15 protein-coding genes and 1 pseudogene are annotated in these 16,962 nt (G+C 64.4%); 11 read left to right on the forward strand and 5 right to left on the reverse strand.

What is annotated here, in order from left to right; all coding sequences use genetic code 11:
• Nucleotides 1–15 precede the first annotated feature (15 nt).
• The 11 genes and pseudogenes from ACXJMY_RS02815 to ACXJMY_RS02865 all read left to right on the forward strand — a co-directional run bounded on the left by ACXJMY_RS02815 (nt 16) and on the right by ACXJMY_RS02865 (nt 10,306).
• Nucleotides 16–798, forward strand: coding sequence for an IclR family transcriptional regulator (locus tag ACXJMY_RS02815; RefSeq protein ID WP_456617791.1), 783 nt, complete (start codon nt 16–18; stop codon nt 796–798).
• Complete coding sequence (locus ACXJMY_RS02820) at nt 795–1,670, forward strand: ABC transporter permease (protein ID WP_456617792.1); 876 nt, start codon at nt 795–797, stop codon at nt 1,668–1,670. Before ACXJMY_RS02815 ends, ACXJMY_RS02820 begins: the two co-directional genes overlap by 4 nt.
• Before the next feature lie 71 nt (nt 1,671–1,741).
• The gene (locus ACXJMY_RS02825; protein ID WP_456617832.1) at nt 1,742–2,545 is read left to right on the forward strand and encodes an ABC transporter permease; all 804 of its coding nucleotides are present in this window, start codon (nt 1,742–1,744) and stop codon (nt 2,543–2,545) included.
• Between the two features lie 28 nt (nt 2,546–2,573).
• On the forward strand, nt 2,574–3,638 hold the full coding sequence (locus ACXJMY_RS02830; RefSeq protein WP_456617793.1) for an extracellular solute-binding protein: 1,065 nt from the start codon (nt 2,574–2,576) through the stop codon (nt 3,636–3,638).
• Nucleotides 3,635–4,726 carry an ABC transporter ATP-binding protein gene (locus ACXJMY_RS02835; RefSeq protein WP_456617794.1) on the forward strand — a complete coding sequence of 364 codons (1,092 nt, stop codon included), beginning with the start codon at nt 3,635–3,637 and terminating at the stop codon, nt 4,724–4,726. The genes ACXJMY_RS02830 and ACXJMY_RS02835 overlap by 4 nt, the downstream gene beginning before the upstream one ends.
• A 2-nt stretch (nt 4,727–4,728) precedes the next feature.
• Nucleotides 4,729–5,415, forward strand: a complete 687-nt coding sequence (locus ACXJMY_RS02840) for an AroM family protein (protein ID WP_456617795.1) — start codon at nt 4,729–4,731, stop codon at nt 5,413–5,415.
• Entirely contained in the window at nt 5,412–6,518 is a 1,107-nt protein-coding gene (locus ACXJMY_RS02845) for a DUF917 domain-containing protein (RefSeq protein ID WP_456617796.1), read from the forward strand. The genes ACXJMY_RS02840 and ACXJMY_RS02845 overlap by 4 nt, the downstream gene beginning before the upstream one ends.
• Before the next feature lie 6 nt (nt 6,519–6,524).
• Nucleotides 6,525–8,078, forward strand: coding sequence for a hydantoinase/oxoprolinase N-terminal domain-containing protein (locus ACXJMY_RS02850; RefSeq protein WP_456617797.1), 1,554 nt, complete (start codon nt 6,525–6,527; stop codon nt 8,076–8,078).
• A 431-nt stretch (nt 8,079–8,509) separates the two neighbouring features.
• Nucleotides 8,510–8,620, forward strand: a pseudogene (locus tag ACXJMY_RS02855) (SOS response-associated peptidase); the annotation flags it as partial.
• A gap of 178 nt (nt 8,621–8,798) precedes the next feature.
• On the forward strand, nt 8,799–8,999 hold the full coding sequence (locus ACXJMY_RS02860) for a hypothetical protein (RefSeq protein ID WP_456617798.1): 201 nt from the start codon (nt 8,799–8,801) through the stop codon (nt 8,997–8,999).
• Nucleotides 9,000–10,132: 1,133 nt separating this feature from the next.
• Nucleotides 10,133–10,306, forward strand: a complete 174-nt coding sequence (locus ACXJMY_RS02865; protein WP_456617799.1) for a hypothetical protein — start codon at nt 10,133–10,135, stop codon at nt 10,304–10,306.
• A gap of 1,226 nt (nt 10,307–11,532) precedes the next feature.
• Here the strand turns inward: ACXJMY_RS02865 and ACXJMY_RS02870 are convergent.
• Genes ACXJMY_RS02870 through ACXJMY_RS02890 form a run of 5 tightly spaced genes read right to left on the reverse strand, consistent with a single transcriptional unit; the run spans nt 11,533 to nt 16,941 of the window.
• Nucleotides 11,533–13,029 (reverse strand): ABC transporter substrate-binding protein, encoded by a 1,497-nt coding sequence (locus ACXJMY_RS02870; RefSeq protein WP_456617800.1) that lies wholly within the window; start codon nt 13,027–13,029, stop codon nt 11,533–11,535.
• Nucleotides 13,030–13,083: 54 nt separating this feature from the next.
• Nucleotides 13,084–14,088, reverse strand: coding sequence for an ABC transporter ATP-binding protein (locus ACXJMY_RS02875; protein WP_456617801.1), 1,005 nt, complete (start codon nt 14,086–14,088; stop codon nt 13,084–13,086).
• Nucleotides 14,085–15,098: an ABC transporter ATP-binding protein gene (locus ACXJMY_RS02880; protein WP_456617802.1), complete on the reverse strand. Its 1,014-nt coding sequence runs from the start codon at nt 15,096–15,098 to the stop codon at nt 14,085–14,087. Before ACXJMY_RS02880 ends, ACXJMY_RS02875 begins: the two co-directional genes overlap by 4 nt.
• A 2-nt stretch (nt 15,099–15,100) precedes the next feature.
• Complete coding sequence (locus ACXJMY_RS02885; RefSeq protein ID WP_456617803.1) at nt 15,101–15,994, reverse strand: ABC transporter permease; 894 nt, start codon at nt 15,992–15,994, stop codon at nt 15,101–15,103.
• The gene (locus tag ACXJMY_RS02890; protein WP_456617804.1) at nt 15,991–16,941 is read right to left on the reverse strand and encodes an ABC transporter permease; all 951 of its coding nucleotides are present in this window, start codon (nt 16,939–16,941) and stop codon (nt 15,991–15,993) included. The genes ACXJMY_RS02885 and ACXJMY_RS02890 overlap by 4 nt, the downstream gene beginning before the upstream one ends.
• Nucleotides 16,942–16,962 lie beyond the last annotated feature (21 nt).

Below are 16,962 nucleotides of genomic sequence, written 5' to 3' on the forward strand. Positions count from 1 at the left end.
CTTGGGCCAGCCTGCATGAGTGCTCTCACCAACGCGATCGAGATCCTGCGCTGCTTTTCCAGCGCGCGGCCTGATCTGTCGTTCGCGGACGTGATGGCGCTGACCGGCAAGCCGAAGAGCTCGACCTCGCGGCTGCTGCGGTCCTTGCGCGACTGCGGCCTGCTCGAGCAGGATCCGCACACCCGCCGCTACCGCCCCGGCCTCCTCACCTTCGAGCTCGGCCGGCTGCACCGCGCCCACGACGATCTCATCAGCATGGCCGAGCGTGAGCTGCGCGAGGTCTGCGCGCGCACCGGGCACACCGGTTACATCGCCGTGCTCGACGGCTACGAGCAGGTCGTGCTCCGGATCGTGCCGGGCTCGAACCCGCTTCGCGTGGTCAACCCGCCGGGCCAGCGCACGCCGGCGCTCGCCACCTCGAACGGCCGCGCCATGCTCGCGCGCCTCCCGGACGAGGACATCCGGGCACGGGTGCCGGCCACCTACCCAAAACTGCCGGGCAATTCGCCGCAGAACTTCAAGCAGTTGATGACGCGCCTCGACGAGATCCGCCGCATCGGCGTGTCCGAGGCAGCCGATGAATCGATCGAGGGCGTCGGCTCGCAAGGCTTTGCGCTGAAGAGCGGCGAGACCGGCGAGATGATCGGGATCGCGGTGTCCTATTCGGTGCAGGCGACCACCGCCGCCGAGCGCGCCAATGTCCGCCGCGAGCTGGCGGCGATGGCCGCAAAGCTCAGGCGCATGACCGGCGATTCGCTCGATCAGGATGCAACGCGCATTCAGACGGGGACGCGATGAGCGGCGCCGCGACCACGCGTCCCAACGGCCTTGCGCTCTTCATTCTGCCGAGCGCGCTGCTGTTTGCGCTGTTCTTCTTCCTCCCGATCGGGCTGATGGCGCTGATGAGCGTGCTCACCGGAAATCCGGTGGTGGCGCCGAAGGTCGCCTTCACCACGCGCCATTACGCCCGCATCGTCGACGATCCCTATTATCTCGAGGTGATCTGGACCACGATCCGGATCGGGCTCGTGACCACCCTCGTCGCGCTCGCGATCGGTTATCCGCTGGCACACTGGATGGCCCGGATCAGGAGCCGCACCGGACATGCGCTGCTGCTGATGGCGGTGCTGGCGCCGATGCTGACCGGCATCGTGGTCCGCACCTTCGCCTGGATGACGCTGCTCTCCGACAAGGGCGTGATCAATCAGACCTTGATCTCGCTCGGCGTGATCAGCCAGCCGCTGAAGCTGATGTACAGCGAGACCGGCATCGTGGTCGGGCTCGTCCACATCTACGTCCCCTTCATGGTGCTGACCCTCACCGGCGTGATCGGCCGCATCGACGAGCGGCTGGAGCAGGCCGCTGAAAATCTCGGTGCCAGCCCCTTGCGCGCCTTCATCGAGGTGACGCTGCCGCTCAGCCTGCCCGGCATCCTCGCCGGCTCGCTGCTGGTGTTCGCGCTCGCGATCAGCGCCTATGTCACGCCGATCCTGCTCGGCGGCTTCCAGATCATGACGCTGCCGATCCTGATCTACCAGCAGATCTCGGCGAACTTCAACGTCGGCTTCGCGGCAGCGCTCGGCATCATCCTGCTCATGATCTCGCTCATCCTCGTCATCGCCTATAACCACGCGCTCGGCCTCGTCTCCGGCCAGCGCGAATTGCAGTGAGGCCGACGATGGGAGCCTCTACCTCGCACAGTCCATCACTCGCGCCCGACCACGCTGCAGCGCCCGTGCGTATGGCCGCCGCTCCTCGACATTATGGCCGGTACGTCTATCTCACCATCAACATCGCCATCCTGGTCTTCCTGCTGGCACCGATCGCCGTCGTTGTCGTCTTTGCGCTCAACCCGACGCCGTTCATCCAGTTTCCGCCGGTCGGCGTCTCCTTGCGCTGGTTCGAGAAATTCTTTGCCTCGCGCGACTTCATGCATGCGCTCGGCTTCAGCCTCGAAGTCGCCGTCCTCACCACCATATCGGCAACGATCCTCGGCGCTTCCGCGGCGCTGGCACTCGCGCGTGGCAACCTGCCGGGCACCCGGCTGATCGTCGCGACGATGCTCTCGCCTCTGATGTTGCCGGCGATCCTGACCGGTCTCGCGCTGTTCCAGACCTATGTGCTGCTCGACGTCGGACGTCCGACCTGGGGCCTGGTCGCCGGCCACACGCTGGTGACGTTGCCCTATGTGGTGCGCACGACGCTCGCGGTGCTGCATAATTTCGACCTGCGGCTGGAAGAGGCCGCGCGCAATCTCGGCGCAAGCCCGTTGCGCACCTTCTTCGAGGTCACGCTGCCGCTGATCAAGCCGGGCGTGCTTGCGGGCGCGATCTTCGCCTTCATCGTCTCCTTCGACCAGTTTCCGGTCTCGCTGTTCCTGGTCAGCCCGGGCAACGAGACGCTGCCGGTCACGCTGTTCAACTATCTCAAGTTCGATCTGGACGGCACCATCGGCGCTGCCTCGGTGGTTTCGATCGTGCTCGCCTTTGTCGTCGTCATCGGGCTCGACCGCACCGTCGGCCTGCGCTCCTACGTCAAATTGTAACGCTCATTGCACCCAAAGGAATCGAGACATGGTGAAAGCTCTGGAATCCTCTCGGCTCAGCCGCCGCCGCCTTCTGCTCGCGGGCGCCTCGCTCGGCATCGGCACGATGGCAGCGCCCTATGTCGCGCGCGCCGACGATCCCACGCTGCGCATCACCGGCTGGGGCGGCAAGTGGGGCGATATCATGAAGGCCGAGATCGGTCCGGCCTTCGAGAGCGAGTTCAAGTGCAAGCTCCAGACCGACTCCGCTTTCCCTTATCTGCCAAAGCTCCAGGCGAGCTCGCGCTCGGCGCCGATCTATGACGTGCTGCATACCAACTCCAACGAGCAGTGGGCCGCAGCGGAAATGGGCCTGGTCGAGCCCAAGATCGACGCCAAGCTCGTGCCCAATCTCGCCGACGTCTATCCCTATGCGATCAGCGACAAGATCGTCGGCGTCTCGATCTTCACCAGCGCCATCGGGCTCGGCATGCGCACCGACAAGGGCTATACCGGCGTCACCTCCTGGAAAGAGTTGTGGGACGCGAAATACAACGGCGTTCGCGGCGGCTACGTCATTCCCGTCAACAGCCTCGGCCAGGCCTTCCTGATGATGTGCGGCACGCTGTTCGGCAAGGGCCAGACCGATCTCGACGCGGCCTATGCAGCACTGGAGAAGCTGAAGCCAATCAAGATCGTCGATTTCACCGGTGCGATGGAGAAGATGCTGCTGTCGGGTGAGGTCGGCCTCTGCGTCATCCACGATTCCGGCATCTATCGCTATGACGGCCAGAACCAGCCGACCGATTTCGTCGCGCCGAGCGAAGGCGTGCTGTCGCTGGAGCAGGTCCTGACCATCACGCCCGGCAGCAAGATGAAGGAGCTCGCCAACGCCTACGTCAACTACATGCTCCGCCCCGAGGTGCAGAAGCGTCTTGCGGAGACCGTCTGGTATTCGCCGGCCAACAAGAAGGTGAAGCTCGACGCGAAATATGACGCCAAGCTGCTCACCACGCCGGAAAAAGTCTCGAAGCTGATCCAGGTCGACTGGAAGTGGTACAACGAGCGCAAGGACGAGATCGACCAGCGCGTCAACCGGATCTTCCGCGCATGAGCGCGTCGATCGAGATCGCCGGCGTCAGCAAGGTCTATGACGGCGGCGTGCTTGCGGTGGACGCCGTGGGCATGGACATCCGGCAGGGTGAGTTCTTCTCCCTGCTCGGTCCGTCCGGCTGCGGCAAGACCACGACGTTGCGCATGATCGCCGGCTTCGAGACGCCGAGCTCGGGCGCGATCCGCGTCGACGGCGCCGACATCACCCATGTGCCCGCGCACAAGCGCGACATGGGCATGGTGTTCCAGAACTACGCGCTGTTCCCGCATCGCACCGTCGCCGAGAACGTCGCCTTCGGCCTGCGCATGCGCGGGCTCGACAAGGCGAGCATCGCCACCAAGGTGAAGGCGGCGTTGGCCATGGTCGAGCTGTCCGGCCTGGAGAATCGCCGACCTGCCCAGCTTTCCGGCGGCCAGCAGCAGCGCGTGGCGCTTGCGCGCGCCATCGTGATCGCGCCGCGCGTCCTGCTCTGCGACGAACCGTTAGGGGCGCTGGACAAGAAGCTGCGCCAGCAGATGCAGTTCGAGCTCAAGCAGCTGCAGAAGAAGCTCGGCCTGACCCTGGTCTTCGTCACCCACGATCAGGAAGAGGCGCTGGCGATGTCCGATCGCATCGCCGTGATGAACGGCGGCAGGGTCGAACAGGTCGGCACGCCCGCCGAGATCTATAACCAGCCCACGACCCGCTTCGTCGCCGACTTCATCGGTGACACCAACATATTTCGCGGCGAGCGCATCACGGCAAGCGCCGCCGGCGCGGCTCTCGACGTCGGCAAGGGCCTGATCCTGGCATTGCCGCCCACTGCGGACACGCAGGGCACCGGCGTGCTCTCGGTGGCGCTGCGTCCCGAGAAAATCAGCCTCTCGCCGCGTGGCAATGCCGCAGGCGGCGCGTCGGGCTCCTGCGCGCACGGTGTCGTCGAAAACACCAATTTTCTCGGCGGCGCGGTGCTCTACCGCATCGTGCTCGAGGGCGGCCATCGCGTCCTCGTGCAGCAGCCCAATGCAGGCGCGAGCCGCCTGTTCGTTCCCGGCAACGGTGTCACGCTCGACTGGACGCCGGCCGATCTCGTCGTCTTGAAGGACTAGACATGAACATGCCATTGAAGCACCAGCGCATCGGGGTGGTCGTGATCGGCCAGAGCCCGCGTCCCACCGTTGCCTCCGAAATCGCAGCCGTGCTGTCGCCGGGCATCGAGATCGAGCTGCGTGGCGCGCTCGACGGCATGAGCCGTGCGGAGATCGACGCCATTCCGCCGATGGACGGCTACGACACGCTGTTCACGCTGCTGCCGAGCGGCGACGGCGTCACCATCAGCAAGAAGGAAGTGGAGCGGCGCGCCAGCCAGCAGATCACCCGTTTCAAGCACGAGGGCGTCGGCGTGACGCTGATGGCCTGCACCGGCAAATTTCCCAATCTCGCGGCCGATGGCCTTGTCATATTGCCTTCGGCCATCCTGCATAATCTCGTCGAGGCCGTGCTGCCGAAAGGCCGCCTCGGCGTGTTCTCGCCGCTGCCCGAGCAGACCGCGCTGATCGACAAGAAGTGGCAGCGCGAAGGCGTCGAGGTCGTCGGCATCACGCTCCGTCCCGGCTCCAACGATGCCGTGGTCGACGAGGCCGCGCGCACGATGGCGGACCTCGAGCCCGATCTCGTGGTGATGGACTGCATCAGCTACACCAGCGCCAACAAGGCGCGTGTGCGCACGGCCTATCCCGGCCCGGTGATCCTCGGCATTGCCGCCGCGGCCCGCATCGTCGAGGAGCTGGTGTCGTGAGCAAGCCGGAATTGAAGACGATCAGCCTCGAAGAGATCGAGGCGCTTGCGGTCGGCGCCTGGATCCTTGGCACCGGCGGCGGCGGCAGCCCCTATCTCGGCCTGCTCAATCTGCGCCGGCTCTATGCCGAAGGGCACCGCGTGCAATTGATGTCACCGCTCGACCTTGACGACGACGACTGGGTCGCGGTGGTCTCCAACATGGGCGCGCCACTGGTCGGGCAGGAACGCCTCGCCGACAGCCGCAACATCGCGCGCGCGGTGCGGATGCAGGAAGAGATCAACGGCATCAAGTTCCGCGCCGTGATGTCGGTCGAGATCGGCGGCGGTAACGGCGTGCAGGCGCTGATGGCGGCCGCCCATCTCGGCATTCCCGTGGTCGACGCCGACTGCATGGGCCGCGCCTTCCCCGAGGCGCAGATGACGTCGGTCGCGATCGGGGACCTGCGCCCCTACCCGTGCACGCTCTACGATCCGCGCGGCATCGAGGCTGTGGTGACGAAAGTGCCGAGCTGGAAGTGGATGGAGCGGGCAAGCCGCAAGATCTGCGTCGAGATGGGCTCGATCGCCTCGACCAGCAAGGCACCGCGCACCGGGCGCGAGGTGAAGGACTGGGGCATCCACTTCACCACCACCAAGGCAATCCGCATCGGCCGCGCCGTGCAGGAGGCAAATCGCCGTCACGAGGACCCGATCGCCGCGCTGCTCGAAGCCGAGGGCGGCAAGAAGCTGTTCACCGGCAAGATCATAGACGTGGCCCGGCGCACGACCGAAGGATTCTTGCGCGGTTCGGCCATGATCGAAGGCAGCGATGCCGACCGCGGCAGCCGGCTCAAGCTCTCGTTCCAGAACGAATGGATCGTGGCCTGGCGCGGCGAGGAGGCGATCGCGACATCGCCCGATTTGATCTGCGTGCTCGACAGCGTCAACGGCCACGGCGTCGGCACCGAGACCGTGCGCTACGGCCAGCGCGTCACCGTCGTGGCGCTGCCGGCCCCGGCCGTGCTCACGAGTCCCCGGGGTCTCGAATTCGTCGGCCCGCGCGCCTTCGGCTACGACCTCGACTACCGTTCCCTGTTCGCGCCCGCTGAGGCTGGAGCTTAAGATCCCATGAAGCGTATTGGAATCGATGTCGGCGGCACCAACACGGACGCCGTGCTGATCGTCGACGAGAAGGTCGTCCACTCCGTCAAGCGCCCGACCACGGCCGACGTGACATCCGGCATCCTGGATGCGCTCAAGGCGCTGCGCGCCAACCCGGCCGCCGCGGTGAAGGTCGACGCGGTCGTGATCGGCACCACGCACTTCATCAACGCAGTGGTGCAGCGCCGCCACGTCCAGAAGATCGACGCGATCCGCATCGGCATGCCCGCGAGCGCTTCGCTGCCGCCGTTTTGCGACTGGCCGGCGGACCTCGCCGCGCTCGTCAACGGCGACATCTTCATGCTGGAGGGCGGCCACGATTACGACGGCCGCCCGTTCATGCCGCTCGACGTCGCCGCCCTCAAGGACGCCGCGCGAAAAATCAGAGACAAGGGCCTGCGCTCGGTCGCGGTGTGCTCGAGCTTCTCCCCGCTCGATCCCTCCTGCGAGACGACGGCACGCGAGATCCTTGCCGATATCTGCCCCGACGTCGCAGTGACGCTGTCGCACGATCTCGGCCGCATCGGCCTGCTCGAACGCGAGAACGCGGCCCTCCTCAATGCCTCCCTGCACGACCTCGCCATCACCACGGTCGCGGCCTTCCGCAAGGCGATCGCCGACAGCGGCATCGATGCGCCGCTGTTCCTGACCCAGAACGACGGCACCGTCATGCAGGCCGAGATCGCCACCGCCTTCCCGGTGATGAGCTTTGCCTCCGGCGCCACCAATTCCATGCGCGGTGCCGCGCACCTGTCCGGCCTCGACGACGCCATGGTCGTCGACGTCGGCGGCACGACAAGCGACATCGGCCAGCTCCGGCACGGCTTTCCGCGCGAGGCCAATGCCGTGGTCGAGGTCGGCGGCGTCCGCACGCTGTTCCGGATGCCTGACCTCTTGTCGATCGGGCTCGGCGGCGGCAGCCATGTCGACGAGGACCCGGTCCGCGTCGGCCCGCTCAGCGTCGGCTACCGGCTGACGTCGGATGCGCTGGTGTTCGGCGGCTCGCGCCTCACCGCCACCGACATTGCGGTGGCGGCCGGCCTGATCGACATCGGCGACCGCTCGCGCGTCGCCAAATTGCCGAAGCGTCTGATCGAGGCCGCGCTGCGCGACGCCTGGCGCAAGCTCGAGGAAGACATCGACCGCATGAAGACCGAAGCCGGCGATGTGCCGCTGCTCGCAGTCGGGGGCGGCGCCTTCCTGGTGCCGGATCGCCTGCCGGGCATCTCCGAGATCGTGCGCGTGCCGCATGGCGACTGCGCCAATGCGGTGGGCGCCGCAATCGCACAGGTCTCTGGCGAAGCCGACCAGGTATTCCGCGACCTCAACCGCGAGGATGCGATCGCAGCCGCACGCGATATCGCAGCGGACCGCGCCGTCCAGGCCGGTGCTGCGCGCGACAGCCTCAAGACCGTCGACGTCGAGGACATGCCGATCGCCTATCTGCCCGGCAACGCACTGCGGGTGCGCGTCCGCGTTGCAGGGGCGATCGCCGATCCGGATTTGCCGGCGGCGGCGTAGCAGGCACCGTGCGCCTCCGGTCCAGCAAAAAACTCGAAAACAACCCCATGCACAGTAGCCGGTGATAGCAAGATCAATGACTTACGCAGGCAGCGAAGCCACTTGACCCGTCGGGCAAAACACGGGCATAATGCTATTATTCCGAAATATGAAACCAGCGCGTCTCGCACAGCAACATCGAAATAGAAGCGGCTGGCACGGGGGCAGACGACATCATTGAGATGATAAGCCAGAACCCCCTAAGCAAATCTGGCCTTGAACTGCATGAGCATTTTTCCATCAAAGCGGCGTTGGCAATTTCAGGAGCACTTGTCGGCCCCCGGCAAATACGCGATCCGCGCGTCCGACGTCTTGTGCAAGGAAGAAGGAAGGCGACCAAGCCAATCTTTGATTTTGAGAAGGATCCGCCGGACGAACAGCACTGTTCACCTATGTGCAACCTCTACAGCATCAACACCAACAAAGCCGCTATCCTAGCGTTCCTCCGCGTGGTCAACCGCTACGTCGGCAACTTGCCGCCAATGCCCGGCGTCTTCCCGGATGATCCCGCTAAGACTGCCGGGCTTGCGTCAATTCGCTCCCATTTCTGGAACCGCGGGAAAAAGAAGCAGGGAGCGTTGCACATTTACAACCCGCTTAGACATCCGAGCCGTTAAGCTGCCTGATCGAGACCGAACAATATTTCATTATTTACTTCAGCACGATCAGTGAGGGTGAAAGATGTTTGATGTCTATCGCAATGAAAAACGCGACTTGCTCGTCCTAAGCAAAGGCTCTGCGATACCCCTGCTCGGCCCTCGGAATAAGTGGCGCAAGAGCAGAAAAAGAGTTTTCAAAGTCAGCGCCGCGATCAAGTCAGCTGTTCAGAGCCAAGGCTATTACGTTCGTAGCTTGCGGGCTACCGAGAAGGGATTGATCTAGGTCGAGTACGTCGGCGGCTCGTGTTCTTATGTGCAATCTCTACAGCATCACCAACAACCAAGCCGCAATCCTATCGCACTTCCGCGTGGTGAGCTCGTCCTGTGAGACGGAATGGCGTTACCACTCGCGCGGTGTAGCGGCTCTTTTGGTCCTAGATTGAATGCTTAGACCAACAGCGTCACCTGCGATGATCCGCGGGCGCAAGCCCGTTCGGCTTGAATGGATTACTTGCGCTTCATTTGTCTGTAGAGCGCGGCGCTCGCTGCTTCCCTCCCTGTCTCGCCGCATTCGAGGGTCGGCTAGTGGCAGCTTCAAACACTGCAATACGCCGATCGAGTTGCCATAGCTCGACGTCGTTGGCATCAACTAGCTGCTCAGCACATTCCCGTGCTTCCTGCTCGTCGGCACACTGCAAATTGGCCACGCTTATAACGTGGTGGTCGCGATCCAAAAGGTAAGCTCGGTAGTGCGCCATCTCCACCCCCAAGGCTTCATCCATCCAGTGTGCGGCTCGACATATTTGTCGCGCATCATCTCAATTAACGGGGAACGTTCCATTTCGTCTCCAAACCGAATTCCAACAGTGAAGTTGGAACGGAGTGGATTTGGCTGTCTGTTCGGAAAGTGACAAACAAGTCCTTTTGGTCGCGAGTGTGGGAATTAGCACACAGGCACACATCGCCACCGAACTGTCGGCGGCCGGGCGGACCGCGGTACCTTCAGGCCCGCATCTCGTCTTTGGCTTCCTGTCCACAACGCCTCATGCGGTTGCGAGCCGATCCATGCCAAGGTGATGCCGGTGACCGACGCGGATGGAGAACGCGAAGGCTGGATGCGCGCGCTGTGGGATGAGGAAGGCGTTGCAGCGGCCGTTGCCGATGATGCGCTTCGTGATGCGCGGGGTGGAGAAGGAAGATCGAGCAGTGGTCTACCTGGTCGCCGTGATCCCTTCTCGCGACACGCCTTCGCGGGACTATTTGCGCACATTGACCGAGACGACACCGCGGACACACGGTGGGAAGCCGAGAATTTGAAATAAAAAGTGAAAAGAAGAGCGGGGATATTCCTCAAAGCTGACTTGATTTCTCCCTTCGCTGACTTCCTCAGCGCAACTAATTGATGAGTAAGCAGTGATGACTGATCAGCAATTAGCCCTGGAAGCGATTAGCGACGCGCAACTCATATTGGAAGAATACCTTCAACCCTGTCCCAAGGATAATGCGCGTATCCTTGAAAAGTTGGTGGAAGTTCTCGAACGGCCTGCCTTGATCGTTGCAGTGAGTCGATTGCAGCAACAGGGCAATTGAGCGCGCCTATGAGCAAACCGCTTCAATCGTTTGCTTTAACCGTTTGCATTGCTGCGCTCTCATCGCTCGAAATGACGAGCGTGCATGCTAAGCAACAATGCAGCGCCGCAATGCCGCCAAATCCGCAAGGGCAATGGTGGTCCTATCGTCTCATCAACGGACGAAAATGCTGGTACGCCGGTAAGCCCATGCTGTCGAAGGCATTGCTGGAATGGCCTGTAGAGCGGGCCCCCGAACTCGGTTCTCGCGGAGAAGCTACAGGCATTGTCATAGCTAGCAAGCCTGGCAATCCCTTAGATGCACGAGCGTTGGCACTGAAAGTGGGCTCTGACACTTTCGAAGAGMGATGGCGTGCCAGGATTATCTCCAGCTCCAACACAGGGCATGACTGACCGATACTATTGACCTGAGCGATCCTGCATCCCGCTTGTCGTTGGCGAGGACTTTCGACCGCCTGTTCGCGGTCGTGCGCTTGGTTACATCATGCAATCACGCGCCCCGAGTTCGTCTAAAACAACGCCCCTCCGCAACTTGAGCGCAGCAGCCGTCAAATGAAGGCCTGCGATCAGACCGAGCCGCCTTAAAGTCAGGAGAGCAACGGGGTCACACAGCTCGATAGAAAGTCCGGCTCCCAATATCGCAAGGGCGCGTTGCTCATCCGCGTCGAGATCAGCCCATGAGATGCCTTCCATGGCGCGCCTCAAAATTGTCCCCAAGGGTATCTCAAAACCCAAACGCGTGCCTGATTTGCCGCAGCATATCCATGGCCGCGTCGGTGTACCGACCGTTGGTTAGGTATCGATCCAGTTGCGCTGTGCTAATCAGCGCCACAACTGCCGCAGCAAAGCCCTTAAACATTGGGCCTCTCCTGAAAGAGACCGCCAACCGGGCGTGTCGAAATATCAAGCCGTTCTAAGAATGCGCTGCCGCCGCTTATGGCGACGAGCTATATGCAAATGGTGACAGTGACTAGTAACCAGTTCCTTAACGAGCGCGATGTCTGGATGCGCGCGCCGTAGGCTGAGGCGACGGCTCTGGAGACCGCCACTGGATGATCGGCTTATCATCRCGATCTCTGCGAATTCAACTCGCGAGATTCGAGTGCGGAGAGAGACCCCTCACCCCTGCGAGTCCGTGTCTATCAGCGGAGCTGCCCTCTCCCACAAGGGGAGAGGGCACAGCAACGGGCGGCACGCGCCCCAAACGACGAGGGTGCCTCGCGCCCCCTACTCCCAATACCACGTCGAAAAATCGTTCTCGTATTGCGGCACGTCCTTCCAGACGCCCTTCAGCTTCTTGTTGGTGATGGTGATCAGCTGYGGCTGGTACATGTAGGCGGAGACGGCGTCGGTGGCCAGCATGCGCTGGGCGTCGCCGAGAAGCTTGGCGCGGGCGGCCTCGTCCGGCGTCGACACGATCTGCTGGTAGAGCGCGTTGAACGCCTCGTTGTTGTAGCCGAGATAGTAGTCCTGCTCGGTGATCTTGACGAGGTCGAACGGCTCGACATGGCTGATGATGGTGAGGTCGAAATTATGCGGGCCGTTGCCGGCGAACACCTGCGACAGCCATTGCGCCCATTCGACGTTCTCGATCTTGGCGATGATGCCGACCTTGGCAAGCTGGGCCGCGAGGATCTCGCCGCCCTGCCGCGCGTAGGACGGCGGCGGCAGCTTCAGCGACAGCTCGAGCGGCGTGGTGACGCCGGCCTCGGCGAGGAGCTTCTTGGCCTTCTCCGGATCGTAGGGGTTGATGCCGGTGGTGTCGACGTAGCCGAGCGCGCCCGGCACGTAGAAGCTGCCGATCGGCGTGCCAAACCCGTCCACCGCGCCGTCGATCATGGCCTTGCGATCGATCGCGGCGAGGATGGCGCGGCGCACGCGGACGTCATCGAGCGGCTTCTTGCGCTCGTTGATGGCGACGATGGTCTTGGCGCGGGAGCCGCCGACCAGCACGGTGAAGCGCGGATCGGCCTTGAACTGCGCGATGGTGCGCTGGGCCGCGACGCGCGGAAACGCGTCGACGTCGCCCGACAGCAGCGCCGCGGTCTGCGCGGACGGATCGGAGATGAAGCGGATCGTCACCTTCGAGAGCTTGATCGCGGCGGCGTTGCGGTAGTCGGCCCATTTGGTCAGGGTCATCGAGGAGCCCTTGGCCCAGGCGCCGAGCTGGTAGGGTCCGGTCCCGACCGGCTGCGTGACATTGGTGGCAGCGCTCTTCGGCTCGACGATCGAGGCGCTCGCCTGGCCCATCAGGAACGGCAGGTTCGGCTGGGAATTTTTCAGGGTGATCACGACCGTGTCGGCGTCGGGCGCGGCAACGGACTCGAAGCTCTGGAACAGGCTCTTGTCCTTGTTGGTGCTGGTGGGCACCCCGTTACGCTCGAACGAGAACTTCACCGCGGCGGAGTCGAACGGCTCGCCATTGTGGAATTTGACGCCCTTGCGCAGCTTGAAGGTGTAGGTTTTCAGATCGGGCGATGCGGTCCAGCTCTCGGCCAGCAGGGGCGAGGTGGAGCCGTCCTCGTTGATCTTGGTCAGCGTCTCATAGATGTTGTAGAGCGTGACCTCGGCGATCGCCGCGGCGGCCGCGTTGGTGGGATCGAGCCCCGGCGGCTCCAGCGCCATCGCCATGACGACGCTGTCCTTCTTGCCTTGTGCCAGCACCGGCAGAGGCGCCGCGGCGAACGCGGCGACGAGTGCGACGATGGATAGTGTCCTGAACATGCGTAACTCCCCTGCCTTCTCTAGTCCCAGTCTACGCCAATCCTGTCCGCGAGACTAACCCTCCGCGGCCGCCGGGGGCAACGCCATCACGGCCTCCGCCTTGTGGCAGGCGGCGAGATGCGCCTCGCCCACCTTGCGTAACGCAGGCGGAGCCTCGCGGCAATGCTGGTCGGCGAGCGCGCAACGCGAGACGTAGGGACATCCGGTCGCGGCCGCCGATTGCGAGGCAATCGCCTGGGCTCCGCGCCGGCGCCGGCCTCCGCCGGCACGCGCACGCGGCACGGCGTCCAGCAGCGCGCGCGTATAGGGATGGGCGCAGCGCTCGAACAGGTCCTCCGGCCGCCCCTGCTCGACGATCCGGCCGAGATACATCACCGCGACCTCGTCGCAGAGATAGTCGACGACGGCAAGGTCATGGCTGATCAGGACATAACTCAGGCCGAACTGCTCCTGGAGATCCTGCATCAGGTTCAGCACCTGGGCCTGCACGGAGACGTCGAGCGCCGAGACCGGCTCGTCGGCGACGATCAGCTTCGGCTGGGTGATCAGGGCGCGCGCGATCGCGATGCGCTGGCGCTGGCCGCCGGAAAATTCGTGCGGATATTTGTCCATGTCGGCATCGCGCAAGCCGACCTGGCGCAGCACCGCGGCGACGCGTTCCCGGAACGTGGTGCGAACAGCGCCGTCCAGCACGGTCAAAGGTTCGGCGACGATGCGGGCGATGGTCTGGCGCGGATCGAGCGAGCCGTAGGGGTCCTGGAACACCATCTGGAAATCGCGGCGCGCGCGGCGCAGCTCATCGGCCGGGAGGCGGTTGAGGTCGCGGCCGAGCAGCGCGACCTGCCCCGATGCCGGCCGCTCCAGCGCCATCACCACCCGCGCGAAGGTGGACTTGCCCGAGCCGGACTCGCCGACGATGCCGAGGCTCTTGCCGGCCTGGACCTGCACGCTGACGCCGTTGAGCGCGCGCACCTGCCCGGGCGGACGGAACAGGCTTTCCCGCGGCAGCGTGTAGCGCTGCTCGAGATCCTTCACGTCGAGAAGAGGCGCGGTGCTCATGCGGACAGCGCTCCGACGTTCTCGGCCATGGAGACATCGGTGCGCACGCAGCGCACGACATGACCGGGACCGACGTCGACCATCGGCGGCAGTGCGGCACGGCACTGATCGATCACGAGCGGACATCGTTCGGAGAAGGTGCAGCCGGCCGGAAGATCCGCGAGCTCCGGCACGGTGCCCGAGATTGTCTTCAGCCGCGTCCCCTTGCGCGCGCCGAGCTTCGGCCGGGCGCGGAACAGGCCCTGTGTGTAGGGATGTCCCATCCGCCGGAACACCTCGTCGGTCGGGCCGCTCTCGACGACGGCGCCGCCATACATCACCATCATGCGCTGGACGTTCTCGGCGATGACGCCGAGATCATGCGAGATCAAGATCATCGACATGCCCCGCTCCTCGACGAGATCGGCGATGAGGTCGAGGATCTGGCCCTGGATGGTGACGTCGAGCGCGGTGGTCGGCTCGTCCGCGATCAACAAATCGGGCTCGCAGGCAAGCGCCATCGCGATCGTGACGCGCTGGCGCTGACCGCCGGAGAACTGGTGCGGATAGGCATCGATGCGCCGTGCCGGGTCGGGCAATCCGACGCGATCGAGCAAGGCGATCGCCTCCGTGCGCGCCTGCGCCGCCGAATAGTTCTTGTGACGCCGCAACGGCTCGGCGACCTGATGGCCGATCGTGTGCATCGGATTGAGCGCGGTCATCGGCTCCTGGAAGATCATGCTGATGCGGTTGCCGCGCAAGCGGCAATACTCCGCGTCCGGCAGCCTGGCGAGCTCGCGGCCCTCGAGCCGGATGCTGCCGGTGACGACCGCGCTGTCCGGCAACAGCCCCATCAGCGAGAGCGCCGTGACCGACTTGCCGCAGCCGGATTCGCCGACGAGCCCCAGCGTCTCGCCGCGCTTCAAGGCGAAGCTGACGCCGCGCACGGCCTGTGCCGGTCCCCGGCTGGTGTTGAGGCGGACGCCGAGATTGTCGACCTCGATCAGCGGCATATTGGAGCGCTCAGCCATCGTCATCGCTCCCGGGCCAGTCGTGGATCGAGGAGATCGCGCAATCCGTCGCCAAGGAGATTGAGGCCGAGCACCGCGATGGCGATCGCAGCGCCCGGATAGACCGCGAGCATCGGCGACTGGAACAGCATGCTCTGCGCGTCGTTCAGCATCCGCCCCCAGGACGGTTGCGGCGGCTGCGTGCCGAGCCCGAGATAGGACAAGGCGGCTTCGGCGAGGATGGCGAGCGCGAACTGGATCGTGACCTGCACGATCAGGATCGACAGGATGTTGGGCAGCACGTGCTCGATGGTGATGCGAAACTTGCCCTTCCCCGAGGCGCGCGCAGCCAGCACGAATTCGCGCGCCCAGATCGCGTTGGCCGAGCCGCGCGTCAGCCGGGTCAGCGTCGGGACCTGGAAAATGCCGATCGCGACGATCGAGGTCACCATGCCCGGGCCCACGACCGCGGCCAGCATGATGGCGGAGAGCACGGCCGGAAAGGCGAAGGTGAAGTCGGAGAAGCGCATGATGATCTCTTCGGTCCAGCCGCGCCGCGCCGATGCGATCAAGCCGAGGCAGACGCCGAAGGTGAGACCGATGCTCACCGCGATGATGCCGACCATGATGGTGGAGCGTGCGCCGGCGAGCAGCAGCGAGACGATGTCGCGGCCGAAGGAATCGGTGCCAAGCCAGTGCGCCGCCGACGGCGGCTTGAGCTTCGCGGCGATGTCGATCTCGTAAGGCGACCAGGGCGTCCACACCAGCGACAGCAGCGCCGAGACGAGCACCAGCAGGCTGAGTGCGCCGCCCAGCACGAAGCTGCGATGACGCAGCGCGCGGCGCCAGAGCGTCCGGGCCGGCAGAGGACGCGTGACGGCCGGCGCGTCAACGAGGGTGGTCAGCGGCGCGCTCACAGGTCGTGCACCTTGATGCGGGGATCGATGAAGGCATAGAGCACGTCGACCACGAAATTGACGATGACGACCATGGTCGCGAGCAGCATCACGCAGTTGCGCACCACGATGAGGTCGCGATTGGCGATCGACTGGAAGATCAGGCGGCCGAGACCCGGCAGATAGAACACGTTCTCGATCACGATGGTGCCGGCCAGCAGATTGGCGAATTGCAGGCCCATCACCGTCATGACGGGGATCATGGCGTTGCGCAGCACGTGGCTCCACAGCACCTCGCGCTTGCCGAGGCCCTTCGCGCGCGCGGTGCGAACGAAATCCTCGCGCAGCACCTCAAGCACGGCCGAGCGCGTGACGCGCGCCAGGATCGCGGCCTGCACCACCGCGAGCGAGACCGCCGGCAACAGCAGTGATCTGACGCCGAGCCAGACACCGTCGTCCCAGCCGGGAAAACCGCCCGCGGAGAGCCATTGCAGCCTGACCGCGAACAGCAGGACCAGGAGGATCGCGAACCAGAAGTTCGGCAGCGCAATGCCCACCTGCGTCAGCGCCATCACGCCGACATCGCCGAGCTTGTTGTGGTTGGCGGCGGTGTAGATACCGGCCGAGAGCGCCAGCGTCACCGTGATCGTCATGGCCATGATCGCGAGCGGAATCGTCAGCACCAGCCGCTCGGCGATCAGGCTCGCGACCGGCGTGCCGTAGACATAGGAGTTGCCGAGATCGCCGACCAGAAGCCCCTTGATCCACTGCAAATAGCGCACCGCCAGCGGCTGGTCGAGCCCGAGCTTGACGGTGAGCGCGCGCACCGCATCAGGCGAGGCGTCCGCGCCCATCAGCATCTGCGCGGCGTTGCCGGGAAGCGCGTCCAGCACCAGGAAAATGATCAGGGATGCGCCAACCAGCGTCGCCAGCAAGGTCAGGACGCGTCGGAGGACAAATACGCTCATGCGCGCTCGGTTTCAGGGCTC

This window comes from Bradyrhizobium sp. P5_C12, assembly GCF_054049735.1.

What these genes read in the sequence shown, in the direction of transcription:
- ACXJMY_RS02815 (WP_456617791.1), top strand. Translation starts at nt 16, where the DNA reads ATGAGTGCTCTCACCAACGCGATCGAGATCCTGCGCTGCTTTTCCAGC.
- ACXJMY_RS02820 (WP_456617792.1), top strand. Translation starts at nt 795, where the DNA reads ATGAGCGGCGCCGCGACCACGCGTCCCAACGGCCTTGCGCTCTTCATT.
- ACXJMY_RS02825 (WP_456617832.1), top strand. Translation starts at nt 1,742, where the DNA reads ATGGCCGCCGCTCCTCGACATTATGGCCGGTACGTCTATCTCACCATC.
- ACXJMY_RS02830 (WP_456617793.1), top strand. Translation starts at nt 2,574, where the DNA reads ATGGTGAAAGCTCTGGAATCCTCTCGGCTCAGCCGCCGCCGCCTTCTG.
- ACXJMY_RS02835 (WP_456617794.1), top strand. Translation starts at nt 3,635, where the DNA reads ATGAGCGCGTCGATCGAGATCGCCGGCGTCAGCAAGGTCTATGACGGC.
- ACXJMY_RS02840 (WP_456617795.1), top strand. Translation starts at nt 4,729, where the DNA reads ATGAACATGCCATTGAAGCACCAGCGCATCGGGGTGGTCGTGATCGGC.
- ACXJMY_RS02850 (WP_456617797.1), top strand. Translation starts at nt 6,525, where the DNA reads ATGAAGCGTATTGGAATCGATGTCGGCGGCACCAACACGGACGCCGTG.
- ACXJMY_RS02860 (WP_456617798.1), top strand. Translation starts at nt 8,799, where the DNA reads ATGTTTGATGTCTATCGCAATGAAAAACGCGACTTGCTCGTCCTAAGC.
- ACXJMY_RS02865 (WP_456617799.1), top strand. Translation starts at nt 10,133, where the DNA reads ATGACTGATCAGCAATTAGCCCTGGAAGCGATTAGCGACGCGCAACTC.
- ACXJMY_RS02875 (WP_456617801.1), bottom strand. Translation starts at nt 14,088, where the DNA reads ATGAGCACCGCGCCTCTTCTCGACGTGAAGGATCTCGAGCAGCGCTAC.
- ACXJMY_RS02880 (WP_456617802.1), bottom strand. Translation starts at nt 15,098, where the DNA reads ATGGCTGAGCGCTCCAATATGCCGCTGATCGAGGTCGACAATCTCGGC.
- ACXJMY_RS02890 (WP_456617804.1), bottom strand. Translation starts at nt 16,941, where the DNA reads ATGAGCGTATTTGTCCTCCGACGCGTCCTGACCTTGCTGGCGACGCTG.